Genomic DNA, 23,308 nt, shown 5'->3' with positions numbered 1-23,308 from the left:
TGAGGACCAGGACCCCAGGGTGTGCAGGGGTCCGCGCTTGCCACGGACCTTGTGGTCCGCGGCCCGGTCTTCACCCGGGGCACCCCGCCACGGACGGAGGGTTGCCGGACAGCGGGCCGGGGCCGTAGTCGCTGTCACTCATGACCTGGGCAGCATCTTGCCAGATGATCCGTGCCGCGCAAGGCGCAGTCCGCATCCCGGACTGCGCCTTGGATCACACACGGCGAGGAGCCTTCAGGCGTTGCTGGCCGCGATCCACCGGTCCAGGGCCTGCAGCGCCGCACCGGAGTCGATCGCCTCGGCGGCCCGGTCCATGCCGGCGCGGAGCTGTTCGGCGAGCGGTCCCGGACCCGGCTCCGAAGCGACCAGGGCGGCCGCCGAGTTGAGCAGCACCGCGTCCCGTACGGGACCGGTCTCGCCCGCGAGCAGCCGGCGCGCCACCTCGGCGTTGTACGAGGCGTCGGCGCCGCGCAGCGCCTCGACGGGCACGAGGTCGAGGCCGACCTCGCGCGGATCGAAGCGCTCCTCGCGTACGGTGCCGTCCCGCACGATCCACACCCGCGAGGTGGACGTGGTGGTCAGCTCGTCGAGTCCGTCGTCGCCGCGGAAGACCAGCGAGGAGTTGCCGCGCTCGGCGAAGACACCGGCGACGATCGGGGCCATCCGCGGATCGGCCACGCCGACCGCCTGTGCCTTGACCTTGGCGGGGTTGGTGAGCGGTCCGAGGACGTTGAAGATGGTCCGGATCCCCAACTGCCCGCGCGCGGCGCCCGCGTGCCGCAGCGCCGGATGGAACTTCACGGCGAAGCAGAAGGTGATCCCGGCCTCCTCGGCCACCTCGGCGACCCGCTGCGGGGTCAGCTCCAGGTTGACGCCGAGCTTCTCCAGGACGTCGGAGGAGCCCGAGGCGGAGGAGGCGGCCCGGTTGCCGTGCTTGACCACCTTGGCCCCGGTACCGGCCACCACGATCGAGGACATGGTCGAGATGTTGACGGTCTTGGCGCCGTCGCCGCCGGTGCCGACGATGTCCACGGTCGGCCCGGAGACCTCGATGGTGTTGGCGTGCTCGTACATGGCCCGTACGAGACCGGTGATCTCGTCGACCGTCTCGCCCTTCGCCCGCAGCGCCACGACGAAGCCGGCGATCTGTGCGTCGGTGGCCTCGCCGCGCATGATCCGGTCCATCGCCCAGAAGGTGTCCTCGGCGCTCTGGTCGCGCCCGTCGAGCAGTCCGTTCAGCACGCCGGGCCAGGAACGGACCGCCGTGGTGTCGCCTCCAGCGGGGTTCACAGCGCTCATGGTCGCTCCTGGTGTCAGAACGGAGGGATTAACGAATGGAACAGGCCCAGCCTAGCCAAGCCCGTGGACGGCAAAGAGCCCCGTCCAGCGAATGGACGGGGCTCCTGCCGTGGCGACGGGGGTCCGGCCCCCGGTCAATCAGTGGTGGCCGTGGCCGCTGGTGATCTCCGCGTACTCCTCGACGGTGGGCTTGGGGATCTGGTTGTCCTCCCCGTACATGCCCTGCGAGAGCTTCGCCTTGAGCTTCTGCGAGCGCTTGACCTTGCGCTCCACACCATTCTCGTCGACCGTCGGGCCGATCTCGAGCGGCTCGTACTGGTGGTGCGCCGTGAGGCTGTGCAGCTGCTCCTTGTCGAGCGGCTCGTGCACCTCGATGAACTCACCGTGCGGCAGGCGCTTGATGAGGCCGGACTCGCGTCCGTGCAGCACCTTCTCCTTGTCGCGCCGCTGCAGACCCAGGCAGATCCGCTTGGTGACGATGAAGGCGATGACCGGTCCGGCGAAGAACGCGATCCGGACGAACCAGGTGATCGAGTTGATCGACAGGTGGAAGTGGGTCGCCCAGAGGTCGTTTCCACCACCGACAAGAAGGACGAAGTACCAGGTCAGCCAGGCCACACCGAGGGCGGTACGGGTCGGCGCGTTGCGCGGGCGGTCCAGGATGTGGTGCTCGCGCTTGTCGCCGGTGACCCAGGACTCGATGAACGGCCAGACGGCGATCGACGCCAGGACCAGCGGGAAGATCAGCAGCGGGACGAACACACCCAGGACGAGCGTGTGACCCCAGATGTTGATCTCCCAGCCCGGCATGACACGGATCAGACCCTCGGAGAAGCCCATGTACCAGTCGGGCTGGGCGCCGGTGGACACCTGGTCCGGACGGTACGGGCCGATGTTCCAGATCGGGTTGATCGTGGCGATCGCCGAGATGATCGCGATCATGCCGAAGACCAGGAAGAAGAAGCCTCCGGCCTTCGCCATGTACACGGGCAGGAGCGGCATGCCGACCACGTTCTTGTTGGTCTTGCCGGGGCCCGCGAACTGGGTGTGCTTGTGGTAGAAGACCAGGATCAGGTGCGCCACCACGAGGCCGAGCATGATGCCCGGCAGCAGCAGGATGTGGATCGAGTAGAACCTGGAGATGATGTCGCCGCCGGGGAACTCGCCGCCGTACAGGAACATCGACAGGTACGTACCGATGACCGGCACCGAGAGGATCGCGCCCTGCATGAAGCGGACACCGGTACCCGACAGCAGGTCGTCCGGCAGCGAGTAACCGGTGAAGCCGGTGAACATGCCGAGGACGAGCAGCAGGAAGCCGAACAGCCAGTTGATCTCGCGCGGCTTGCGGAACGCGCCCGTGAAGAAGACGCGCATCATGTGGACCAGCATGCCCGCGACGAAGATCAGCGCGGCCCAGTGGTGGATCTGCCGGATCAACAGACCACCGCGGACGTCGAAGGAGATGTCCAGGGTCGACTTGAACGCCTCACTCATCAGCTGTCCCTGCATCGGGACGTAGCTGCCGTGGTACTCCACCTCGTTCATCGACGGGTGGAAGAACAGCGTCAGGTACACACCCGTGAGGATGACGATGATGAAGCTGTAGAGGCAGATCTCACCGAGCATGAAGGACCAGTGGTCCGGGAAGATCTTGCGCATGTTGGCCTTGGCCAGGGAGTAGATCCCCAGGCGGCCGTCGGCCCAGTCCGCGACCCGCTCACCCGCGGGGGCCTTGCGCCCGCTCGGGTTGGTGTTCTCGTTGGTGCTCATCCGCGCTCCCAGAAGGCAGGACCGACAGGCTCCTCGAAGTCGCCGAGCGCCTCGAGGTAACCGTCCTCGTTCACGCCGATCCGCAGCTGCGGCAGGGCGTGGCCGGCGGGGCCGAAGATCACTCGGGCACCGTCGGTGAGGTCGAAGGTGGACTGGTGGCAGGGGCACAGGACGTGGTGCGTCTGCTGCTCGTACAGGGAGATCGGGCAGCCCACGTGGGTGCAGATCTTCGAGTACGCCACGATGCCGTCGTGCGACCACTCGAGCTCTTGCTTGTCCTTGATGTCGTCCGGCTCGATCCGGACGATCATCAGGGCGGCCTTGGCGATCTGCGTCTGGAAGTCGTGGTCGTGCTCCGACATGCCCTCGGGCATGGCGAAGGTCAGCGATCCGACGGGCACGTCAGAGGGCCGCAGCGGCTCGTGGGTGTTCATGTTGACGAGCATCTTGCCCTTGGCCCACTTGGTGTGCCGGAGCTTATCCTCGGGCAGCGGACCGAGGTCACGCAGGAGGACGACACCGGACAGCGGCACCAGGGTCAGCGCACCGAACATGGTGTTGCGGATCAGCTTGCGCCGCCCGATCGCCGACTCCTTGGCGCCCTGCTTGAAGTCGGCCATGACCTTGGCCTTGACCTCGGGCGTGGCCTCGATCGCGTGACGCTCGTCGGCGACCTCCTCGTCCGACATCAGGGTGCGGGCCCAGTGGACCGCGCCCGCGCCGATGCAGAACAGCGCGATACCGAGGGTCATGCCCAGGGAGAAGTTCAGCGCGCTGATGTGACCGAGCGGCCAGATGTAGACGCTCTTGTCGACGGGGAAGGCCACGTACGAGGCGATGAAGCCGATCGTGGCGAGCATCGACAGGGTGAACAGGAGGGCGACCGTGCGCTCGGAGCGCTTGGCTGCCCGCTCGTCGATGTCCTGGATGCGGTGCTCGTGGGGCGGCAGGCCCGGGTCGGCGAACGGGTCGTCCCCGTGCTTCTCCAGGTCGGTGGCTACGGCCTGCGCTGCCGGCAGGTTCTCTTCTGGAATGTCTTGGCTGCTCATGACTTCTTGGCCTTTGCGGTCCGCGCGGCGACCCACACAGCGACGGCGATCAGGGAGCCGAGACCGAAGATCCAGGCGAAGAGGCCCTCGCTGACCGGTCCGAGACCGCCCAGTCCGAGACCACCCGGGTTCTCCGTCTTCTCACCGTTGACCGCGTCAAGGTACGCGATGATGTCCTGCTTCTGCTTCTCCGGCATCGTCGTGTCCGGGAAGGAGGGCATGTTCTGCGGGCCGGTCTGCATGGCCTCGTAGATGTGCTTGGGGCTGACGCCCTCCAGGTCCGGTGCGAACTTGCCCTTGGTCAGGGCGCCGCCCTTACCGGTGAAGTTGTGGCACTGCGCGCAGTTGGTGCGGAACAGCTCGCCGCCCTTGGCGATGTCGGCACCCTCGATGCTGTACTGCTTGTCGGTCGGGGTGACCGGACCGGCGCCGAGGGAGGCGATGTACGCGGCCAGCTGGTCGATCTCGGCCTGCGAGTAGATGTTCTTCTTCTTCGGCACCTGGGCGCCGGGCTGCTGGGCCGGCATACGGCCGGTGCCCACCTGGAAGTCCACCGCGGCGGAGCCGACGCCGACGAGCGACGGACCGTCAGAGGTGCCCTGACCCCCGGTGCCGTGGCAGCTTGCGCAGCCGACCGAGTAGAGCTTCTTGCCCTCCTCGATGGCGAGGGACTGCTGGGTTTCTTCGGCCTGCGCCTTGTCCGCCGGAGCGAACACGGCGTACAGCCCCCCCGTGGCCGCCAGCGCGAGGATGAGGACGACGACCGCCGCCAGCGGATGGCGTCGTCGTGCGGAGAGCTTTTTCACGGATTACCCCGGTGTCAGGATCTTCTGCGTCGATGCTTCGGAAAGGTTCGGGTATCGCCCCGGGTACGGGTTCTCGGCCCCGGCTACTTGATCATGTAGATCGTGGCGAAGAGGCCGATCCACACCACATCGACGAAGTGCCAGTAGTAGGACACGACGATGGCTGCGGTCGCCTGCTCGTGGGTGAACCTGCGGGCCGCGTACGTACGGCCGAGGACGAACAGGAAGGCGATGAGGCCGCCTGTCACGTGCAGGCCGTGGAAGCCGGTGGTCAGGTAGAACACGGAGCCGTACGGGTCGGACGAGAGCGAGAGGCCCTCGTGCTTGACCAGTTCCGTGTACTCGAGGACCTGACCGCCGATGAAGACCGCGCCCATGATGAAGGTCACCACGAACCACATCCGGAGCTTCTTCACATCCCCGCGCTCGGCGGCGAAGACGCCGAGCTGGCAGGTCAGCGAGGAGAGCACCAGGATCGTGGTGTTCGTCGCCGAGAAGGGGAAGTTCAGGGCCGAGGCCATTTCCTTCCAGTGCTCGGCACCCGTCACCGAACGCAGGGTGAAGTACATCGCGAAGAGGGCCGCGAAGAACATCAGCTCGGAACTCAACCAGATGATGGTTCCGACGCTGGTGAGGTTCGGCCGATTGACCGACGGGTGCGCGTGCCCGGTTTCTACTGTCGTTGCTGTCGCCACGACCGACATTATGTCGGTCGCTTATCTGGCGTTCACTCCGGGGGGTGCCGTTCGGAGTGTCCGCGCCCCATGTCCTGCCCGTATGGCCCATCGAAGGCCGCCGCATACCGCTGTTGACGGGGTGTTCGACGGAGTAGCATCCGGCCCACGGTGCACCGCTCTCACAAGCGTGCGCCGCGGCAGCGTGCACCACCTTCAAGCCCCGACAGACAGCCCGGCAAGCCCCGTCCGACACCGGCAGAGCCCCGCCGGACAGCGCAGTCACGGAGGAACCATGCAGTCGACCGCCACGGTCCTGGTCTACAGCGACAACGCCAACACCCGGGAACAGGTCCGGTTGGCCACCGGTCGCAGGCCCGCAGCGGATGTCCCCCGGGTCGAGTTCATCGAGTGCGCCACCCCCGCGGCCGTCATCAAGGAGCTTGACCAGGGCGGGATCGACGTCTGCGTGCTGGACGGCGAGGCCGTGCCGATGGGCGGGATGGGGCTGTGCCGGCAGCTCAAGGACGAGATCTTCCAGTCCCCGCCGGTGCTGCTCCTGATGGGCCGCCCGCAGGACGCCTGGCTGGCCACCTGGAGCCGCGCGGAGGCCGCGGTGACACTGCCGGTCGAGCCGGTCGAGTTCGCCGCCGCACTGGCCTCCCTGCTGCGCGCCCGCCTGGCGATCGGGGCCTGACTCCCCCGCCGCGGAACGCCTGGAGCCCGTACGGGGGTCCGTACGGGCTCCAGACATGTCACACGTTCGGGTCGGAAACCCTTCCGCGGTGGACGCCCGGCACACTCGTTCACACCCGAGGGCGCAGTCTGGCCTCGTCATGCGGGCTCCGGCCCTCGCGCAGCCCCGCGTTGACGACGCTGCCCTCGCGCCAGTCCTTCCACTCCATGTTCCAGTCGCCGAGACCGTTGCCGTACGTCGGCATGTCCTCGCCGTAGCTGTTGACGGTGCGGACGATGTCGCCGGGCTGGACTATCCCGTAGAACCAGGCAGCGTTGCTTGTGCTCATTCCCACACAGCCGTGGCTGACGTTGGCCCACCCGTGTGAGCCGGCCGACCAGGGCGCGGCGTGCACGTACTCGCCGGAGTCGGTGAGCCGGGTCGAGTAGTAGACCTGCTTGTCGTAGAACTCGGCGGCCCCGATGGCGGAGCTGGTCATCCGGACCACGTAGGACTTGTCCAGCACGATCTTCGTGCCGTTGCGGGTCTCCCAGCCGGGCATGCCGGTGGTCACCGGGACGGACTTGATCTTCTCGCCGTTGCGGTACACGGTCATGTGGTGCGCGCCCGCGTCGACCACGGCCTCCAGCTTGCTGCCGGTGGTCAGCTTCAGCGGCTTGCCCTCGCCGCCCCAGAGCCGCTCGCCGAGCTTCACGCCCTCCAGGTGGGAGGTGACATGGATCTTCGCCTCGGTCGGCCAGTAGTCCTTGGGCCGGTAGTGCAGCTTGTCGTCCTCGAACCAGTGCCAGCTGCCCGTGGTGGCGGGCTCGGAACGCACCTGCAGGGAGCGCTCGATGAGGGCGCGGGCCTTCTTGTCCTTGACGGGACGGCTCAGCTTGGCGGTGATCGGGATGCCGACGCCGTACTCGCCCGACCCGGGACCGAACGTGACGTCCACGCGCGCCTTCTCGGCCGCCTGCCGGGTCTCGAAGGTGAGGACCTTGCGCCCGGGCGCGCCGTCCTCGTCCTCGGTGCTCACCCTGACCGTGTAGGCGGCGCCCGCGGCCAGCGGCTTGGTGGTGTGCCAGCGGCTGCCGTCTGCGGCCAGCTCACCGGCCACGTAGCGGCCGAGGGAGTCCCTCGCGGTGACGTCGGTGATCCGTGAGCCCCGGCCCTGGGCGGTCACTTCGAGGGGCTTGTCCGGATCGGCCTTCTTGCTGCCCGCGGGCCCGTTGAAGGCGATCTGACCGGCCGCGTCGTACGGCTTGGCGGAGAGCGGGTGGCTCTCGGAGCCGCAGCCGGTGGCACTCGCGCCGAGCGCGGCCACAAGGACGGTGCAGCTTATTACGGTGCGGGTACGCGGTGAGTGGCTCATGCAGCACACGCTAGGCAGACCCGCCGGGAACGGCGCGCGGAGTGCTCCGTACGGGAAGCCCAAACTCCTGCAAAAGAGGGGCCCGGACGACTCCTGACGGAGTGTCCGGGCCCCTGGAACAGCTCAGCGTGCTAGCGCCTCACTGGGTCTGGTTCTCACCGCGGTAGTACTCGAAGACCCAGCCCCACAGGCCGACCAGGATGACTGGGGCCGAGAAGTAGAGCAGCCACCAGCCGATGGCGATGCTCAGGAACGCGAGGGCGCCACCGATGGCGAGCGCGAGCGGCTGCCAGCTGTGCGGGGAGAAGAACCCCACCTCGCCGGCCTCGTCCGCGACATCGGCCTCCTTGTTGTCCTGCGCCATGGCGTCGACCCGCCGGGCCGTGAAGGCCAGGTAGTAGCCGATCATGATGCAGAGACCGAAGGACAGGAAGAGCGCCGTGGTACCGACGGGCTCCTTCGACCACACGCCGTAGATGATCGCCATGGCGAGCACGAAGACGCTCAGCCAGATGAACATCTTTCCTTGGACCTTCACTTGCCTGCCTCCTTGCCGCCCGCGAGGGCCTTGTCACCGTGGCCGGAGGCGGCCAGCTGCTCCTGCTCCATCGCGACGATCTCCGGGTGGTGCAGGTCGAACGCCGGGGATTCGGAGCGAATACGCGGCAGGGTGAGGAAGTTGTGCCGCGGCGGCGGGCAGGACGTGGCCCACTCCAGCGAGCGGCCGTAACCCCACGGGTCGTCGACCTCGATCTTCTTGCCGTACTTCGCGGTCTTCCAGATGTTGTAGAAGAACGGAAGGATCGACATGCCGAGCAGGAACGAGCTGATCGTCGAGATCGTGTTCAGGGCCGTGAAGCCGTCGGCCGCGAGGTAGTCCGCGTAACGGCGCGGCATGCCCTCGGCACCCAGCCAGTGCTGGACGAGGAACGTGCCGTGGAAGCCGACGAACAGCGTCCAGAACGTGATCTTGCCGAGGCGCTCGTCGAGCATCTTGCCGGTGAACTTCGGCCACCAGAAGTGGAAGCCGGCGAACATCGCGAAGACGACGGTGCCGAACACCACGTAGTGGAAGTGCGCCACCACGAAGTACGAGTCCGAGACGTGGAAGTCCATCGGCGGCGAGGCCAGGATGACACCGGTCAGACCACCGAAGGTGAAGGTGATCAGGAAGCCGATCGTCCACAGCATCGGGGTCTCGAAACTCAGGGACCCCTTCCACATCGTTCCGATCCAGTTGAAGAACTTCACACCCGTTGGCACGGCGATGAGGAACGTCATGAAGGAGAAGAACGGAAGCAGCACTCCGCCGGTGACGTACATGTGGTGCGCCCACACCGTCACGGACAGACCCGCGATCGCGATCGTCGCACCGATCAGACCGATGTAACCGAACATCGGCTTGCGCGAGAACACCGGGATGATCTCGGAAATGATGCCGAAGAACGGCAGGGCGATGATGTACACCTCTGGGTGCCCGAAGAACCAGAAGAGGTGCTGCCACAGCAACGCGCCGCCGTTCGCGGCGTCGAAGATATGGGATCCGAACTTGCGGTCCGCCTCCAGGGCGAACAGCGCGGCCGCGAGCACCGGGAAGGCCAGCAGGACCAGGACACCGGTCAGCAGCACGTTCCAGGTGAAGATCGGCATACGGAACATCGTCATGCCCGGGGCGCGCATGCAGATGATCGTGGTGATGAAGTTGACCGAACCGAGGATCGTGCCGAAGCCGGAGAAGGCCAGACCCATGATCCACATGTCGGCGCCGATACCCGGCGAGCGGACGGCGTCCGAGAGCGGCGAGTAGGCGAACCAGCCGAAGTCGGCGGCACCCTGCGGGGTGAGGAAGCCGGCGACCGCGATCAGCGAGCCGAACAGGTAGAGCCAGTAGGCGAACATGTTCAGCCGCGGGAACGCCACGTCGGGCGCGCCGATCTGCAGCGGCATGATCCAGTTCGCGAAACCGGCGAACAGCGGCGTCGCGAACATCAGCAGCATGATCGTGCCGTGCATCGTGAACGCCTGGTTGAACTGCTCGTTCGACATGATCTGCGTGCCGGGACGGGCCAGTTCGGCGCGCATGAAGAGCGCCATCAGACCGCCGATGCAGAAGAACGCGAACGACGTGACCAGATACAGCGTGCCGATCGTCTTGTGGTCGGTGGTGGTCAGCCACTTGATCACGACGTTGCCGGGCTGCCTGCGCCGAACCGGAAGCTCGTTCTCGTACGAGTCGTCAGCTGCGGCGGCACCCTTTGGTTGCTCGTTGAGGATGCTCACAGTTGGGTCTTCTCCGAATTCCTGGCATTGTCCGTCTGCTCAATGCCGGCCGGGACGTACCCGGTCTGGCCCTTCTCCGCGAGCTCTTCCAGGTGCTCCTGGTACTTCTCGGGGGAAACGACCTTCACGTTGAACAGCATCCGGGAGTGGTCCACGCCGCAGAGCTCGGCGCACTTGCCCATGAAGGTGCCCTCCTTGTTGGGGGTCACCTCGAAGACGTTGGTGTGCCCGGGGATGACGTCCTGCTTCATCAGGAACGGCACGACCCAGAAGGAGTGGATGACATCGCGCGAGGTCAGCACGAAGCGGACCTTCTCGCCCTTGGGCAGCCACAGGGTCGGACCCGGGTTGTTGTTCTGCGGGTTCCGGGTGCCCGGGGTGCCGATGTCGTAGACACCGCCGGCGTCCGCGGGGAACGCCTCGCGGTACTTGTCCGGAATGTCCGCGAGGTTCTCGTCCGTCCTGGCGTCACCGGAGACACCCGGCACGTCCTCGACGTAGTTGAAGCCCCAGCTCCACTGGAAGCCGACCACGTTGATGGTGTGGGCGGGCTTCTCGGACTGGGCGAGGAGCTTCGACTCGTCGCGCGCCGTGAAGTAGAAGAGAACCGAGACGATGATCAGCGGAACAACCGTGTACAGCGCCTCGATGGGCATGTTGTACCGGGTCTGCGGAGGAACCTCGACCTTGGTGCGGCTGCGCCGGTGGAAGAAGACACTCCACAGGATCAGGCCCCAGACGAGGACACCCGTGGCGAGCGCAGCCGCCCACGAGCCCTGCCACAGGGAGAGGATCCTGGGGGCCTCCTCCGTCACCGGAGTAGGCATTCCTAGGCGGGGAAAATCCTCATATGTGCAACCGGTAGCGGTTACCAGAATGAGGCCCGCAGTCAGCACCTGCGGCAGCTTCCGCCGCATCGGGCGCCGCGACGAGCGGTCGGAGCCGTTGGGACTCACGTAGCGCCTTCCCGAGAGTCTCGCCCGCTCGACCGGGCTCGGCCGTGAAGCTTGGTCGGGCGCCGGCCCGTGTACGGGCAGGGGTTTGGATGTTTATGCGGACCAAACCCTACTGGACGCTATTTGGGGTCGCGCGGGGAGGGTGCCCAACGCGCCGGGCGTCGACCCGAAGGGGTGGGCCGCGCTTCCCCGGGGGGCGACCCCGCACCCCCGGCCGGACAAGAATCGCCCTTGTGCGGCCAACTGACGCACCCTCGACCGACACGGCAGGCGGCCGGTGCTTGCCGGGTCGGACACCCCCTGGCCACTGCCCAAGTCAGGCGGCCGCGGGTGCGCGGGTAGCGTGATGACGTGCCGTACTTCGATTCCGCCACGTCGGCTCCCCTGCACCCGGTGGCGCGCCAGGCCCTGCTCGCCGCGCTCGACGAGGGCTGGGCCGACCCGGCCCGGCTCTACCGCGAGGGCCGCAGGGCCCGCATGCTGCTCGACGCCGCGCGGGAGGCCGCCGCCGAGGCGGTGGGATGCCGCCCGGACGAGCTGGTGTTCACCGCCTCCGGGACGCAGGCGCTGCACACCGGCATCGCCGGGGCGCTCGCCGGACGGCGGCGCGCCGGGGATCACTTGATCGTGTCAGCCGTCGAGCACTCCGCGGTACTCCATTCGGCCGCCGCCCATGAGGAGCAGGGCGGCACGGTGATCCGGATCCCGGTGGACCGGGACGGCCGGGTCGAGTCCTCCCTGTTCGTACGCGCGCTGCGCCCCGACACCGCGCTCGCCTGCCTGCAGTCCGCGAACCACGAGGTGGGGACGGTGCAACCGGTCGACGACATCGCCTCCGTCTGCCGGGCGGCCGGGGTGCCGCTGCTCGTCGACGCGGCGCAGTCGCTGGCCTGGGGGCCGGTGGAGGGTGCGTGGTCGCTGCTCACCGCGAGCGCGCACAAATGGGGCGGACCGGCCGGGGTGGGGCTCCTTGCCGTACGCAAGGGGGTGCGGTTCTCCGCGCAAGGCCCCGCGGACGAGCGCGAATCGGGGCGGGCGCCGGGCTTCCAGAACCTGCCCGCGATCGTCGCGGCGGCCGCTTCGCTGCGGGCGGTACGCGCCGAGGCCGCCCAGGAGGCGGCACGCCTGCGCGAGTTGACGGACCTGATCCGCGCGCGCGTGCCGGAACTCGTCCCGGACGTGGAGGTGGTGGGCGACCCCTCCCGGCGCCTCCCCCACATCGTCACGTTCTCCTGCCTCTACGTCGACGGCGAATCGCTCCTGCACGAGCTGGACCGGGCCGGCTTCTCGGTCTCCTCCGGCTCCTCCTGCACGAGCTCCACGCTGACGCCGAGCCACGTCCTGAAGGCGATGGGCGTCCTCAGCGAGGGAAACGTCCGGGTCTCCCTCCCCCCCGGCACGCGACGCGAGGACGTGGAGCGCTTCCTGGAGGTCCTCCCGGGCACGGTCTCCTCGGTCCGCGAAAAGCTGGACGCCCCGACGGCCGCACCGCTCTCCCCCTCCCTCGACTCCCTCCACCTGGACACGCTGGGCAAACGCTGCCCGCTCCCGGTCATCGAACTCGCCAAGGCCATCCCCCGGGTCCGCGTGGGCGGCACGGTGACCGTCCTCTCCGACGACGAGGTGGCCGAACTCGACATCCGCGCCTGGTGCCACCTCCGGGGACACGAGTACGTGGGCGAGGAAGAGGCGGAGCGGGGGTGGGCATACGTGGTCCGCCGACTGGCGCAGGGGTGAGCGGCACACGGATCCCACCGAAGACCCGCCCAAGAAGCGGAGCACCACCGGACTCATGGGACAGGCCCCGTGGGGGTGCGCTCAGGACAAGCGCCAAAGGTGCAGGGGCGGAGTCCCGGGCGTGCAGGGGAGGCCCCTGGAGGTGTCAGGGAACGGAGCCTCAGGGGGTGCAGGGGGCGTAGCCCCCGCCGGGGTCCGGGGCACAGCCCCGAACGGGGGCCCGGGGGCTTCAGCCCCCGAATCCACCCGCGCCGCGGAGCGGCGCAGCAGCCCCGGGCCGCAGAGCCGGAACGCCCGGACCAAGGTGCCGCGGCGTCCTACGAAAGGTGGGACTGGACCTCCGCCGCCGCCTCGAAGCCGTACGCCTTGGTGAAGCGGTCCATGAAGTGGGCGCGGCGCAGCGTGTACTCCTGCGTGCCGAGGGTCTCGATGACGAGGGTCGCGAGCATGCAGCCGATCTGGGCGGCCCGCTCCAGGGAGGCGCCCCAGGACAGGCCCGACAGGAACCCGGCGCGGAACGCGTCGCCGACGCCCGTGGGGTCGACCTTGCCCTCCTCCTCGGGGCAGCCGACCTCGATGGCCTCCTCGCCGACGCGCTCGACGCGCACCCCGCGCGAGCCGAGCGTGGTCACCCGGTGCCCCACCCGCCCGAGGATCTCCTCGTTGCTCCAGCCGGTCTTGGACTCGATGAGCCCCTTCTCGTACTCGTTGGAGAACAGGTACGCGGCCCCGTCGAGCAGCGTACGGATCTCGTCCCCGTCCATCCGCGCGATCTGCTGCGAGAAGTCGGCCGCGAAGGGGATGCCCCTCGAGCGGCACTCCTCGGTGTGCCGGAGCATCGCCTCCGGGTCGTCCGCGCCGATGAGGACGAGGTCGAGCCCGCCCACCCGGTCGGCGACGGTCTTCAGCTCGATCAGCCGCGCCTCGCTCATCGCCCCGGTGTAGAAGGACCCGATCTGATTGTGGTCCTCGTCCGTGGTGCACACGAAACGGGCCGTGTGCTGCGTCTCGGAGATACGGACCGAGGCGGTGTCGACCCCGTGGCGGTCGAGCCACGCCCGGTACTCGTCGAAGTCGGAGCCCGCCGCGCCGACCAGGATCGGCGAGGTGCCGAGCTGTCCCATGCCGAAGCAGATGTTCGCGGCGACGCCGCCCCTGCGGACGTCGAGGTTGTCGACGAGGAAGGACAGGGAGACCGTGTGCAGCTGGTCGGCGACCAGCTGGTCGGCGAATCGGCCGGGGAAGGTCATCAGGTGGTCGGTGGCGATGGAGCCGGTGACTGCGATACGCACGACGGAGGTCTCCTGGCGTGGGTGAGGGTTGACGCTTCACGCTACCGGGAAGTCGACGCAAGTCCGAACACTCGAAATTACCGTAAAGTAGACCTTTTCTGACGGTCATGCCGTGCGTACGGTGCGGATATGTCGAAGCACACGGAGCCCGCGCCCGCCTCCCAGGACTTCACGCTGAAGCAGCTCCAGGGGGACTGCGCCCGCATGGCGCCGCGCTGGGCCACGCCGCCCTCCGCAGCCAAGCCCCCGTCCCCCGTGCCCGCCTCCCTCATCCACGGGGTCGTCGTACCGCCGGCGTCCGCGCGGATGCTGGAGGGGATGTCGGAGTACGGCGACTGAGCCTCCCCCGCACTCGCAGCGCACACACCGCACACACCGCACGCAGCGCACACACCGCACACACCGCACACACCGCACACACCCCAGCCCGCCGCACCCCACCGCTGGGGGGGGAACCGAACACTCCCCCCAGCCGTCACACCGCTGTCATCGCCACGCGAGGCGATCGGTGAGGGCCGCACGAGCGGCGACGGCCCGGCCGCGAACAGGGGAGTTGAGCAGTGAGCAGCGAAGGCTTGGATGAGGAAACCCGCAGGCCGACCTCACGCCTCGTGGTGGCCTCGGTCGCGGCCGCCGTCCTGCTCGCGGGCGGCGGCGGGGCCTACCTCGCCACGAGCAGTTCCGGCGGCGGCCGCGAGGATTCCGCCGCGCCCGCGGGTGACCCGCCCCCGCTGACGCTCGACGGCTACGCCTCGCAGTCCGGCGGCGAACCGGTGCCGGGCGGCCCGGTGTTCAAGGCGCAGGGCGAGCTGCCGAAGGCACCGGACACGGTGCGCGTCCACCGGCCTTCCGGTGAGGTGACCGCAGCGCAGGTGGCCGATCTGGCGAAGGCCCTGAAGCTGCCGGGGACCGTGTCCGCGCAGGGCACCGAGTGGCGGGTCGGCGAGGCCGGCGGGCCGGGTCTCACGGTCACCAAGCAGGCGCCGGGGGCCTGGACCTACGTGACGCATACGCCGGGCGGCGAGGAGAACTGTCCGCGCGAGGGCGGCTGCGACTCGGCCGGCTCCTCCGCTCCGGTGGGCCTGCCGCCCGTCGACGAGGCGGAGGCGAAGGCCGCCGCCGCTCCGGTCCTGAAGGCGCTCGGGCAGGACGAGGCGAAGATCGACGCCTCGCGGACCATGGGTGCGGTGCGGGTGGTCAACGCCGATCCGGTGGTGGCCGGGCTGCCGACGTACGGCATCCCGGCCGGCATCGAGGTCGGTCCTGACGGGGAGATCTCCGGGGCGAGCGGGCAGCTTGCGGAGCCGGTCGCCGGTCATGCGTATCCCGTCATCGGCGCGAAGGAGGCGCTGAAGCAGCTGAACGCCACGTCGTCGGGGACGGCGGTGCCCGGGCGGATCGGCGGCTGTTCCAGTGCCGTACCGCACCAGGACGATCTCACCGGGGGCGAGCCGCAGCAGCCCTGCGAGCCGGGCGGGAAGCCGGTGCCGCCGAAGCCGCGGGTGGTGGTGGTCGAGTCCGCCGAGCTCGGGCTCGCGGCGTACCGCGAGTCGGGGCGGCAGGTTCTGGTGCCGTCGTGGCTGTTCACGGTGGCGCGGGGGCCCGAGATGGTGACGGTGACGTATCCGGCGGTGGAGAAGCAGTATCTGCGCTCCCCCGCGGCACCGACGGAACGGCCCGGGCCCACGGACCAGCCGCCCGGCTCCGCGCAGCCGCCGTCGCCCGACCGGCCCGGCGACGGGAACTCGGGGGACGGGAACGACGGGGCGGACGAGTCGCGGAGCGCGGCGGTCATCTCGTACAGCGCCTCGGACCGTACGCTCACCGTGCGGTTCTGGGGCGGGGTGTGCAGCGACTACTCGGCCTCGGTGCGGGAGAGTCCCGAGCGGGTCGAGGTGACGGTGACCGGGACGCCTCAGAAGCCCGGCACGTACTGCATCATGATCGCCAAGGAGCTGACGGCGACGGTGGAGCTGGAGCAGCCGCTCGGCGACCGGGTGGTCGTCGGTGCGGACGGCGTGCCGATACCGGCCGAGTGAGGATGTGGCCGAGCGAGGAATCCCGGCCTGCGGAGGATGTGACGCCTCCGGGCATACGAGGAGGGCGGCACCCCGGCTTGCGGGGTGCCGCCCTCGTTCGCTTCGTACCGCGGCGGGTGGCCTGGGTCGCATGTCACACCCGCCGGGCCGCCCGCGGCGGCCCGGGCCTTCGTGCCGCGGCGCGGCTCAGCTGAAGGAGTCGCCGCAGGCGCAGGAACCGGTGGCGTTGGGGTTGTCGATCGTGAAGCCCTGCTTCTCGATGGTGTCGACGAAGTCGATCGAGGCGCCGCCCAGGTACGGGGCGCTCATGCGGTCGGTGACGACCTTCACACCGTCGAAGTCCTTGACGACATCGCCGTCGAGCGAGCGCTCGTCGAAGAACAGCTGGTAGCGAAGGCCGGAGCAGCCGCCGGGCTGGACCGCGACACGCAGGGCCAGGTCGTCACGGCCTTCCTGGTCGAGCAGAGCCTTGACCTTGAGGGCAGCGGCGTCGGACAGGATGATGCCGTCGCTCACGGTGGTCTTGTCGTCCTGAACGGACATCTACATCTCTCCCGGGTAGTACGGAGACTGCTTCCGCTTCGGCCAACCTCGGTGGGCACCGAATCATTCCCGCGGAGGGGAACGAATTTCTCGGCCGCGCGGCCTGGCCCCTTCATGCTCGCATACGTGGGGCACTACGGGCACAGGGCCCGCAGTGCCCGCACCGCCCGCGGAGAGCATCCCCGCGGTGCGGGGCGTGGGCCGGGCGGGACGTGCCACCGGAGGGGAATGCGTCACATCGACGACATCAGGTGTCGTCAATCTGACATGAACCAGATATGATAGATAGCGTCAATTCGACGAAAAGCAGGCCCGGACGGTGGGTCTGCAGGCCGGAAGAAGAAAGGGTGCGTGACGTGACCACGGCCCAGGACCTTGCCCACAGCGTTGAGCCGCAGCCGACTCCGCTCGCCCTGCTGCTGCTCGGCCGCGAAGCCGACCCCAAGAGCGAGCGCGGCGTGGACTGCCCCGGCGATCTGCCCTCCCCGTCCGACCCCGACCTGGTCGAGCGCGCCCGCGCCGCCAAGGAGAAGCTCGGCGACAAGGTCTTCGTGCTGGGGCACCACTACCAGCGCGACGAGGTCATCCAGTTCGCGGACGTCACCGGTGACTCCTTCAAGCTCGCCCGCGATGCCGCCGCGAAGCCGGAGGCCGAGTACATCGTGTTCTGCGGTGTGCACTTCATGGCCGAATCCGCCGACATCCTGACCGGCGACGACCAGAAGGTCGTGCTGCCGGACCTCGCCGCGGGCTGTTCCATGGCCGACATGGCCACCGCCGAGCAGGTCGCCGAGTGCTGGGACGTGCTCACCGAGGCCGGGATATCCGAGCAGGTCGTACCGGTCAGCTACATGAACTCCTCCGCCGACATCAAGGCCTTCACCGGCAAGCACGGCGGCACCATCTGCACGTCGAGCAATGCGAAGCGGGCGCTTGACTGGGCCTTCGAACAGGGCGAGAAGGTGCTGTTCCTGCCGGACCAGCACCTCGGCCGCAACACCGCCGTACGCGACATGGGGATGTCGCTGGACGACTGCGTGGTCTACAACCCGCACAAGCCGAACGGCGGCCTGACGGCCGAAGAGCTGCGCGCCGCGAAGATGATCCTGTGGCGCGGCCACTGCTCGGTGCACGGCCGGTTCAGCCTGGACAGCGTGAACGACGTGCGCGAGCGCATCGAGGGCGTCAACGTCCTGGTGCACCCCGAGTGCAAGCACGAGGTCGTCGCCGCGGCGGACTACGTCGGCTCGACCGAGTACATCATCAAGACCCTCGAAGCCGCCCCGGCCGGCTCCAAGTGGGCCATCGGCACCGAGCTCAACCTGGTGCGCCGCCTGGCCAACCGCTTCGCGCCCGAGGGCAAGGAAGTGGTCTTCCTCGACAAGACCGTCTGCTTCTGCTCGACGATGAACCGGATCGACCTGCCGCACCTGGTGTGGACCCTGGAGTCACTGGCCGAGGGCAACCTCGTCAACCGCATCGAGGTCGACCGCGAGACGGAGAGCTTCGCGAAGCTGGCCCTTGAGCGGATGCTGGCGCTGCCGTAGCAGCACGCCACAGCATCCGTACGAGTACGGGCTCGGCACGGGTACGGGCTCGGCACGGGTACAGGTACCCGTACGGGTATGGGTACCTTTACGAGTGGGGCGCCCCTGCGCGGCGGTTTCCAGGGACGCCCCATTCTCGTACCCGGTGACGCCCGGTCAGTCCGTCCTCGGGCGGACAAGACCCGACTCGTAGGAGATGACGACGAGTTGCGCCCGGTCACGGGCGCCGAGCTTGGCCATGGTGCGGTTCACGTGGGTCTTCACGGTGAGCGGGCTGACGGTGAGGAGTTCGGCGATCTCGTCGTTGGACAGGCCGCTCGCGACCTGGACGAGCACCTCGCGCTCACGCCCGGTGAGCTGGGCGAGGCGTTCGGCGTGCGCGCCGTCCTCGCCGTCCTTCGGATCCGGGCTGCCGCCTGCGAGGAACCTGGCGATCAGCCCTTTCGTCGCGACCGGCGAGAGCAGCGCCTCGCCGGCGGCCGCGACACGGATCGCGTTCAGCAGTTCCTCCGGTTCGGAGCCCTTGCCGAGGAAGCCGGAGGCGCCGGCGCGCAGCGACTGCACGACGTACTCGTCGACCTCGAAGGTGGTGAGCATCACCACGTGTACGTGGGCGAGTCCGAGGTCCTCGCTGATCATGCGGGTGGCGGCGAGACCGTCCGTACCGGGCATCCTGATGTCCATCAGGACGACATCGGCCCGCTCCGAACGCGCGAGCGCCACCGCCTCGGCGCCGTCGGATGCCTCGCCCACGACCTCCATATCGGGCTCGGAGTCGACGAGAACCCGGAACGCGCTGCGCAGCAGGGCCTGGTCGTCGGCGAGCAGGACACGGATGCTCATGGCTTCTCCCCCTCGGTGCTCAGGGGCAGGATCGCATGGACGCGGAAGCCGCCCCCGTACCGGGGCCCGGTGGTGCAGGTGCCGCCGAGCGCCGAGACCCGCTCGCGCATGCCGACGAGACCATGGCCGCCTTCGGTGCGCAGGGCGGGATCCTTGGGGGCCTCATCCGCCGCCTCCTGCGGCGACGTGTGTCCGGCGCCGCCGTCGTCGAGGACGGTGATCTCCAGGTTTCGGCCCACGCGCAGCACGCTGACCTCGGCCTCGGCGCCGGGGCCCGCGTGCTTCTGCACGTTCGTCAGGGCCTCCTGGATGATCCGGTACGCGGCGAGATCGACGGCGGCGGACAGCCGCTGCTCCCGGTCGGCGGCCACGACGGTCACGGGCAGCCCGGCGGCGCGGAACGTGTCGAGCAGATCGTCGAGTCGGGCCAGGCCCGAGGCCGGTTCGGTGGGCGCCTCGGGATCGCCGGACTGGCGCAGCAGGCCGACGGTGGCGCGCAGTTCGTTCAGCGCGGAACGGCTCGCCTCGCGTACGTGGGCGAGGGCCTCCTTGGCCTGGTCGGGGCGCTTGTCCATGACATGGGATGCGACGCCGGCCTGGACGTTGACGAGGGCGATGTGGTGCGCGACGACATCGTGCAGATCCCGGGCGATGCGCAGCCGCTCCTCCGCGACGCGGCGCAGGGCCTCCTGCTCACGGGTGCGTTCGGCACGCTCGGCGCGTTCCGTGACCGCGTCGATGAAGGCGCGGCGGCTGCGCACGGCATCGCCGGCCGCGGCGGCCAGACCGGCCCAGGCGACGACGCCCAGGTTCTCCTGCGCGTACCAGGGCAGCTTGCTCGTCAGCATGGCGACGGCCGTCATGGCGGCCATGATCGGCAGGGCCAAGCGCCAGGTCGTGGGGCGGTCCGTGGTGGAGGCGACCGTGAACAGGGCGATGACCACGGCCATCATCACCGGGGCCCGCTGCTCGCCGGTGACGAGTTCGCCGAGGGTGGCGGCGACGGTGATCACCAGAACGAGGTACGGGGCGCGGCGCCGGAACACCAGCGCGGCGGCACCGATCAACATCAGGGCGACGCTGATCCCCTCCGGCGCCCGGCCGAAGTGCGGCCCCTGCACGCCGTACGGCTCCACGAAGGAGGCGGCGACCATGACGGCGAGGACTGCTGCGGCCAGCGTGGCGTCGAAGGCCAGAGGGTGGGCGGTCAGCCAGTCCCGGAGACGGACGAGGGAGGTCACGCCGCGAACGGTACCGGTTTCGGTTTCAACGGACACCGCCTCGGTCACCTCCGTGAACATCCGGGCTTCGCCCGGAGACGGGATCGGGCATCGGCCCCAGCCCCGCTGCACCGCCCGGGCGCGGAGGGCGTCAGCCCCAGCCACCGTTTCGCCGCGGGGGCGTGGGCGCGTGGGGCGTCAGCCCCCACAAACTCTCACCGTCGCGGAGCGACGGAGCACGGTGCCGGTGCCGGTGCCGGTGCCGGCAAGTTCAGCCCCGTACGCCGCAGAGATGGACAAGCGCCGCGACCTGGCGGTACGGGTCCGTGCGACCCGCCCGCTCCTCCGCGAGGAGGAGACGTTCCAGCTCCTCGCCTGCGGGCGGCTGCGCCGAGTCGCCGGCGAGGTCCGTGAAGACCCGCACGCCGTACCAGGCGTGCAGCGGCGCCCCGATCCCGGCCAGGGAGGCCGTCAGGGCGGCGCGGCGGTCCGCTCGTACGGACAGGCCGAGCCGGTTCTCGTACACGGGCGAGTCGAAGGCCTCGATCGCGGTGTCCCAGTCGCCCGAGAGGCCGGGCCGCATCGCGAGCGCGTCCGCGTTGCGTACGAGCAGCGAGAGCAGCCCGCCGGGCGCGAGCACCCGGGCGAGCCCGGCGAGCAGCGCGTCGGGCTCCTCGACGTACATCAGGACGCCGTGACAGAGCACCACGTCGAAGGCGCCGGGCAGGAAGTGCACCCCGGTCTCGCGGCCGTCGCCCTGCAGCAGCCTGACCCGTGCGCGGATCCCGGAAGGCTCCGACTCCAGCGACTTGCGGGCGGCGGCCAGCATCGACGGATCGGATTCCAGGCCGGTCACCTCATGGCCGGCCCGGGCCAGGCGCAGCGCCTGGGTGCCCTGGCCCATGCCGACGTCGAGGACCCGCAGCCGGCGGCCGACGGGGAAGCGCTGGGCCAGCTGTTCGTCGAGCTGCCGGGCCACGAGCTCCTGGCGGACCGCGTCACGCAGTCCGCCCACGAGCTCGAGCCACTTGTCGGAGCCGCCCGTGAACGACTCGGTGCCCGACTCGGCGCTCAGGGCCGCTCTCCGCGCTTGACCTGCGGCTTCGGCAGGCGCAGGCGGCGCATCTGGAGGGTACGCATCAGGGCGTAGGCGACGGCGCCGCGCTTCGGCTCGTCGGGGAAGCGCTGCTTCAGCTGCTTCTTGAGGCGGATCCCGATGCCCACCGAGTCGATGATGATCAGCACGATCACACCGAGCCAGAGCAGCAGCGCGATGTTCTGCAGGCCGGGGTTCCGCAGCATGCTGAGGACCAGGATGATCACGGCCATCGGCAGGAAGTACTCGGCGATGCAGAAGCGCGAGTCGACGAAGTCGCGGGCGAACCTGCGCACCGGCCCCTTGTCGCGGGCCGGCAGATAGCGCTCGTCGCCGCTGGCCAGCGCCTCGCGCTGCTTTGCCATGTCCGCGCGGCGCGCGTCGCGGGTGCGCTTGGCCGCCTCCTTGCGGGTCATCGGCGTATTGGCCACGCTGCGGCGCTGCGACTGGGCCTCGCTGCGCTTGGGGGTGGGGCGGCCCTTGGGTGCCTGAGGGTCGCGGGGCGTCTTGGAGTCGACCGGCGCCGCGGGGGCGGGGGTCTTCTCGTTCTTGGAGCGGCTACCGAACACGGAACCCAAGGGTACGGCCTTCGGCGCATGGACCACAGCCTACGAGGGAACGATCCGACAACGCCGGACGTCTCTATCAGGGACGTAAGGGTCCTTACCGCTCGGGCCCTGAGTGGCATCTACTCCCTGCGCCGGAGCAGGGAGGGCCGCACTTCGTCCTTGGGGAGGAGCGCATCCGCACGCGAACAGTGCGGTAATGGAGGCAGGGCCCGTAGGCTGGGTTCCTAGGAGTGCTGGAGCGGACAGTCGGCTGGATCAGTCAAGAAGGGGGCGCGCGAAGCCCATGAGCGGTGTCATGAAGCGTATGGGGATGATCTTCCGCGCGAAGGCGAACAAGGCCCTTGACCGGGCCGAGGACCCGCGCGAGACCCTCGATTACTCGTATCAAAAGCAGCTGGAGCTGCTGCAGAAGGTGCGCCGCGGCGTTGCCGACGTGGCCACCAGCCGCAAGCGCCTCGAGCTGCAGCTCAACCAGCTGCAGTCGCAGTCCTCCAAGCTGGAGGACCAGGGCCGCAAGGCGCTCGCGCTCGGCCGCGAGGACCTGGCCCGCGAAGCCCTCTCCCGGCGCTCGGCGCTGCAGCAGCAGGTCACGGACCTGGAGACGCAGCACCAGACGCTGCAGGGCGAGGAGGAGAAGCTCACCCTCGCCGCGCAGCGCCTGCAGGCCAAGGTGGACGCCTTCCGCACGAAGAAGGAGACCATCAAGGCCACCTACACCGCGGCCCAGGCGCAGACCCGGATCGCGGAGTCCTTCTCGGGCATCTCCGAGGAGATGAGCGACGTCGGTACGGCCATCCAGCGCGCCGAGGACAAGACGGCGCAGCTGCAGGCCCGGGCCGGCGCGATCGACGAGCTGCTCGCCTCCGGCGCCCTCGACGACGCCTCGGGTCTCGCCCGTGACGATCTGCAGTCCGAGCTGGACCGGATCTCCGGCGGTACGGATGTGGAGCTGGAGCTGGCCCGTATGAAGGCCGAACTGGCCGGCGGCAGCTCGCCGCAGCAGCAGGCACTCGAAGGCGGGGCGAACGGCCAGCAGCAGACACAGCAGCCGCAGGACACCCCCCGTTTCGACAAGCAGTAGGCACCCCCTGCCTCAGGCTCAGGCTCAGGATCTCAGGAGGAGAGCAACATGATCGTACGGATCATGGGGGAGGGTCAGGTGAAGCTGGCCGACAGCCACTTCGCCGAGCTGAACAAGCTGGACGACGAGCTCCTGGAGGAGATGGAGAACGGCGACGGGCCCGGTTTCCGCGTCACCCTCCACGCGCTCCTCGACAAGGTCCGCGAACTGGGGGAGCCGCTCGCGGACGACGAGCTGCAGCCGTCGGAGCTGATCCTGCCTCCGCCGGATGCGAGCCTCGAAGAGGTCCGCGAGCTGCTGAGCGACGACGGGCTCATCCCCGGCTGACGGCCTGCGTCCCGCCACGGCGGCTCGGTCCTGTCCACACCGTGTACACCTGCCATATGCCATCGGCCCCCGCTGCGGCGGGGGCCGATGGCATATGGCAGGGCGGGCAGTCACGGGGGCGGGCGG

22 protein-coding genes and 1 riboswitch are annotated in these 23,308 nt (G+C 69.2%); of the genes, 7 read left to right on the top strand and 15 right to left on the bottom strand.

Going from position 1 to position 23,308, the window contains the following annotated elements:
• Positions 1–28: 28 nt before the first annotated feature.
• A riboswitch (SAM riboswitch) is annotated at positions 29–146 on the bottom strand.
• A gap of 88 nt (positions 147–234) precedes the next feature.
• From trpD to ctaE, 5 genes are all read right to left on the bottom strand, one after another.
• Positions 235–1,299: an anthranilate phosphoribosyltransferase gene (gene trpD, locus ACLF6P_RS15205; RefSeq protein ID WP_415950794.1), complete on the bottom strand. Its 1,065-nt coding sequence runs from the start codon at positions 1,297–1,299 to the stop codon at positions 235–237.
• Between the two features lie 138 nt (positions 1,300–1,437).
• The gene (qcrB, locus tag ACLF6P_RS15200) at positions 1,438–3,072 is read right to left on the bottom strand and encodes a cytochrome bc1 complex cytochrome b subunit (RefSeq protein WP_415950793.1); all 1,635 of its coding nucleotides are present in this window, start codon (positions 3,070–3,072) and stop codon (positions 1,438–1,440) included.
• A complete protein-coding gene (gene qcrA, locus ACLF6P_RS15195) occupies positions 3,069–4,121 on the bottom strand; it encodes a cytochrome bc1 complex Rieske iron-sulfur subunit (RefSeq protein ID WP_415950792.1) in 1,053 nt (350 codons plus the stop codon). The genes qcrB and qcrA overlap by 4 nt, the downstream gene beginning before the upstream one ends.
• Positions 4,118–4,927, bottom strand: a complete 810-nt coding sequence (gene qcrC / locus ACLF6P_RS15190; protein ID WP_415950791.1) for a cytochrome bc1 complex diheme cytochrome c subunit — start codon at positions 4,925–4,927, stop codon at positions 4,118–4,120. The genes qcrA and qcrC overlap by 4 nt, the downstream gene beginning before the upstream one ends.
• An 83-nt stretch (positions 4,928–5,010) precedes the next feature.
• Positions 5,011–5,631, bottom strand: a complete 621-nt coding sequence (ctaE, locus tag ACLF6P_RS15185) for an aa3-type cytochrome oxidase subunit III (RefSeq protein WP_415950789.1) — start codon at positions 5,629–5,631, stop codon at positions 5,011–5,013.
• Positions 5,632–5,896: 265 nt separating this feature from the next.
• On the opposite strand from ctaE, the gene ACLF6P_RS15180 reads away from it, so the two are divergent.
• Positions 5,897–6,298 (top strand): response regulator, encoded by a 402-nt coding sequence (locus tag ACLF6P_RS15180; protein WP_415950788.1) that lies wholly within the window; start codon positions 5,897–5,899, stop codon positions 6,296–6,298.
• A gap of 109 nt (positions 6,299–6,407) precedes the next feature.
• Here ACLF6P_RS15180 and ACLF6P_RS15175 read toward each other — a convergent pair whose 3' ends face one another.
• From ACLF6P_RS15175 to ctaC, 4 genes are all read right to left on the bottom strand, one after another.
• Positions 6,408–7,652, bottom strand: a complete 1,245-nt coding sequence (locus tag ACLF6P_RS15175; RefSeq protein ID WP_415950787.1) for a L,D-transpeptidase — start codon at positions 7,650–7,652, stop codon at positions 6,408–6,410.
• 139 nt (positions 7,653–7,791) lie between these two features.
• Entirely contained in the window at positions 7,792–8,190 is a 399-nt protein-coding gene (locus ACLF6P_RS15170) for a cytochrome c oxidase subunit 4 (RefSeq protein ID WP_415950786.1), read from the bottom strand.
• The gene (gene ctaD / locus ACLF6P_RS15165) at positions 8,187–9,932 is read right to left on the bottom strand and encodes an aa3-type cytochrome oxidase subunit I (protein WP_415950785.1); all 1,746 of its coding nucleotides are present in this window, start codon (positions 9,930–9,932) and stop codon (positions 8,187–8,189) included. Before ctaD ends, ACLF6P_RS15170 begins: the two co-directional genes overlap by 4 nt.
• Entirely contained in the window at positions 9,929–10,888 is a 960-nt protein-coding gene (ctaC, locus tag ACLF6P_RS15160; protein WP_415950784.1) for an aa3-type cytochrome oxidase subunit II, read from the bottom strand. The genes ctaD and ctaC overlap by 4 nt, the downstream gene beginning before the upstream one ends.
• A 351-nt stretch (positions 10,889–11,239) precedes the next feature.
• On the opposite strand from ctaC, the gene ACLF6P_RS15155 reads away from it, so the two are divergent.
• Positions 11,240–12,625 (top strand): cysteine desulfurase/sulfurtransferase TusA family protein, encoded by a 1,386-nt coding sequence (locus ACLF6P_RS15155; RefSeq protein ID WP_415950783.1) that lies wholly within the window; start codon positions 11,240–11,242, stop codon positions 12,623–12,625.
• Between the two features lie 317 nt (positions 12,626–12,942).
• On the opposite strand, the gene ACLF6P_RS15150 is transcribed toward ACLF6P_RS15155, so the two are convergent.
• The gene (locus ACLF6P_RS15150; RefSeq protein ID WP_415950782.1) at positions 12,943–13,917 is read right to left on the bottom strand and encodes a carbohydrate kinase family protein; all 975 of its coding nucleotides are present in this window, start codon (positions 13,915–13,917) and stop codon (positions 12,943–12,945) included.
• 129 nt (positions 13,918–14,046) lie between these two features.
• On the opposite strand from ACLF6P_RS15150, the gene ACLF6P_RS15145 reads away from it, so the two are divergent.
• The gene (locus ACLF6P_RS15145) at positions 14,047–14,256 is read left to right on the top strand and encodes a hypothetical protein (RefSeq protein WP_415950781.1); all 210 of its coding nucleotides are present in this window, start codon (positions 14,047–14,049) and stop codon (positions 14,254–14,256) included.
• 236 nt (positions 14,257–14,492) lie between these two features.
• Positions 14,493–15,956, top strand: coding sequence for a hypothetical protein (locus ACLF6P_RS15140; RefSeq protein WP_415950780.1), 1,464 nt, complete (start codon positions 14,493–14,495; stop codon positions 15,954–15,956).
• Between the two features lie 186 nt (positions 15,957–16,142).
• Here ACLF6P_RS15140 and ACLF6P_RS15135 read toward each other — a convergent pair whose 3' ends face one another.
• The gene (locus ACLF6P_RS15135) at positions 16,143–16,499 is read right to left on the bottom strand and encodes a HesB/IscA family protein (RefSeq protein WP_415950779.1); all 357 of its coding nucleotides are present in this window, start codon (positions 16,497–16,499) and stop codon (positions 16,143–16,145) included.
• Between the two features lie 347 nt (positions 16,500–16,846).
• On the opposite strand from ACLF6P_RS15135, the gene nadA reads away from it, so the two are divergent.
• Positions 16,847–18,046 carry a quinolinate synthase NadA gene (gene nadA, locus ACLF6P_RS15130; RefSeq protein ID WP_415950778.1) on the top strand — a complete coding sequence of 400 codons (1,200 nt, stop codon included), beginning with the start codon at positions 16,847–16,849 and terminating at the stop codon, positions 18,044–18,046.
• A 156-nt stretch (positions 18,047–18,202) separates the two neighbouring features.
• Here nadA and ACLF6P_RS15125 read toward each other — a convergent pair whose 3' ends face one another.
• From ACLF6P_RS15125 to ACLF6P_RS15110, 4 genes are all read right to left on the bottom strand, one after another.
• The gene (locus ACLF6P_RS15125) at positions 18,203–18,889 is read right to left on the bottom strand and encodes a response regulator (RefSeq protein ID WP_415950777.1); all 687 of its coding nucleotides are present in this window, start codon (positions 18,887–18,889) and stop codon (positions 18,203–18,205) included.
• Positions 18,886–20,130, bottom strand: a complete 1,245-nt coding sequence (locus ACLF6P_RS15120) for a sensor histidine kinase (protein WP_415950776.1) — start codon at positions 20,128–20,130, stop codon at positions 18,886–18,888. The genes ACLF6P_RS15125 and ACLF6P_RS15120 overlap by 4 nt, the downstream gene beginning before the upstream one ends.
• A 250-nt stretch (positions 20,131–20,380) precedes the next feature.
• Positions 20,381–21,124: a class I SAM-dependent methyltransferase gene (locus ACLF6P_RS15115; RefSeq protein ID WP_415950775.1), complete on the bottom strand. Its 744-nt coding sequence runs from the start codon at positions 21,122–21,124 to the stop codon at positions 20,381–20,383.
• A gap of 56 nt (positions 21,125–21,180) precedes the next feature.
• Positions 21,181–21,810 (bottom strand): DUF3043 domain-containing protein, encoded by a 630-nt coding sequence (locus tag ACLF6P_RS15110; protein WP_415950774.1) that lies wholly within the window; start codon positions 21,808–21,810, stop codon positions 21,181–21,183.
• Between the two features lie 247 nt (positions 21,811–22,057).
• On the opposite strand from ACLF6P_RS15110, the gene ACLF6P_RS15105 reads away from it, so the two are divergent.
• Positions 22,058–22,855 (top strand): PspA/IM30 family protein, encoded by a 798-nt coding sequence (locus tag ACLF6P_RS15105; RefSeq protein WP_415950773.1) that lies wholly within the window; start codon positions 22,058–22,060, stop codon positions 22,853–22,855.
• 48 nt (positions 22,856–22,903) lie between these two features.
• The gene (gene pspAA / locus ACLF6P_RS15100) at positions 22,904–23,182 is read left to right on the top strand and encodes a PspA-associated protein PspAA (protein WP_415950772.1); all 279 of its coding nucleotides are present in this window, start codon (positions 22,904–22,906) and stop codon (positions 23,180–23,182) included.
• The last annotated feature ends 126 nt before the right edge of the window (positions 23,183–23,308 follow it).

Source organism: Streptomyces lothianensis (assembly GCF_047779955.1).
Classification (GTDB): Bacteria; Actinomycetota; Actinomycetes; order Streptomycetales; family Streptomycetaceae; genus Streptomyces.
The sequence above is the reverse complement of the archived record's forward strand: the minus strand, read 5'-3'. Positions and strand labels throughout refer to the sequence as shown.

What these genes read in the sequence shown, in the direction of transcription:
- trpD (WP_415950794.1), bottom strand. Translation starts at nt 1,299, where the DNA reads ATGAGCGCTGTGAACCCCGCTGGAGGCGACACCACGGCGGTCCGTTCC.
- qcrB (WP_415950793.1), bottom strand. Translation starts at nt 3,072, where the DNA reads ATGAGCACCAACGAGAACACCAACCCGAGCGGGCGCAAGGCCCCCGCG.
- qcrA (WP_415950792.1), bottom strand. Translation starts at nt 4,121, where the DNA reads ATGAGCAGCCAAGACATTCCAGAAGAGAACCTGCCGGCAGCGCAGGCC.
- ctaE (WP_415950789.1), bottom strand. Translation starts at nt 5,631, where the DNA reads ATGTCGGTCGTGGCGACAGCAACGACAGTAGAAACCGGGCACGCGCAC.
- ACLF6P_RS15180 (WP_415950788.1), top strand. Translation starts at nt 5,897, where the DNA reads ATGCAGTCGACCGCCACGGTCCTGGTCTACAGCGACAACGCCAACACC.
- ACLF6P_RS15175 (WP_415950787.1), bottom strand. Translation starts at nt 7,652, where the DNA reads ATGAGCCACTCACCGCGTACCCGCACCGTAATAAGCTGCACCGTCCTT.
- ACLF6P_RS15145 (WP_415950781.1), top strand. Translation starts at nt 14,047, where the DNA reads ATGTCGAAGCACACGGAGCCCGCGCCCGCCTCCCAGGACTTCACGCTG.
- ACLF6P_RS15135 (WP_415950779.1), bottom strand. Translation starts at nt 16,499, where the DNA reads ATGTCCGTTCAGGACGACAAGACCACCGTGAGCGACGGCATCATCCTG.
- ACLF6P_RS15125 (WP_415950777.1), bottom strand. Translation starts at nt 18,889, where the DNA reads ATGAGCATCCGTGTCCTGCTCGCCGACGACCAGGCCCTGCTGCGCAGC.
- ACLF6P_RS15105 (WP_415950773.1), top strand. Translation starts at nt 22,058, where the DNA reads ATGAGCGGTGTCATGAAGCGTATGGGGATGATCTTCCGCGCGAAGGCG.
- pspAA (WP_415950772.1), top strand. Translation starts at nt 22,904, where the DNA reads ATGATCGTACGGATCATGGGGGAGGGTCAGGTGAAGCTGGCCGACAGC.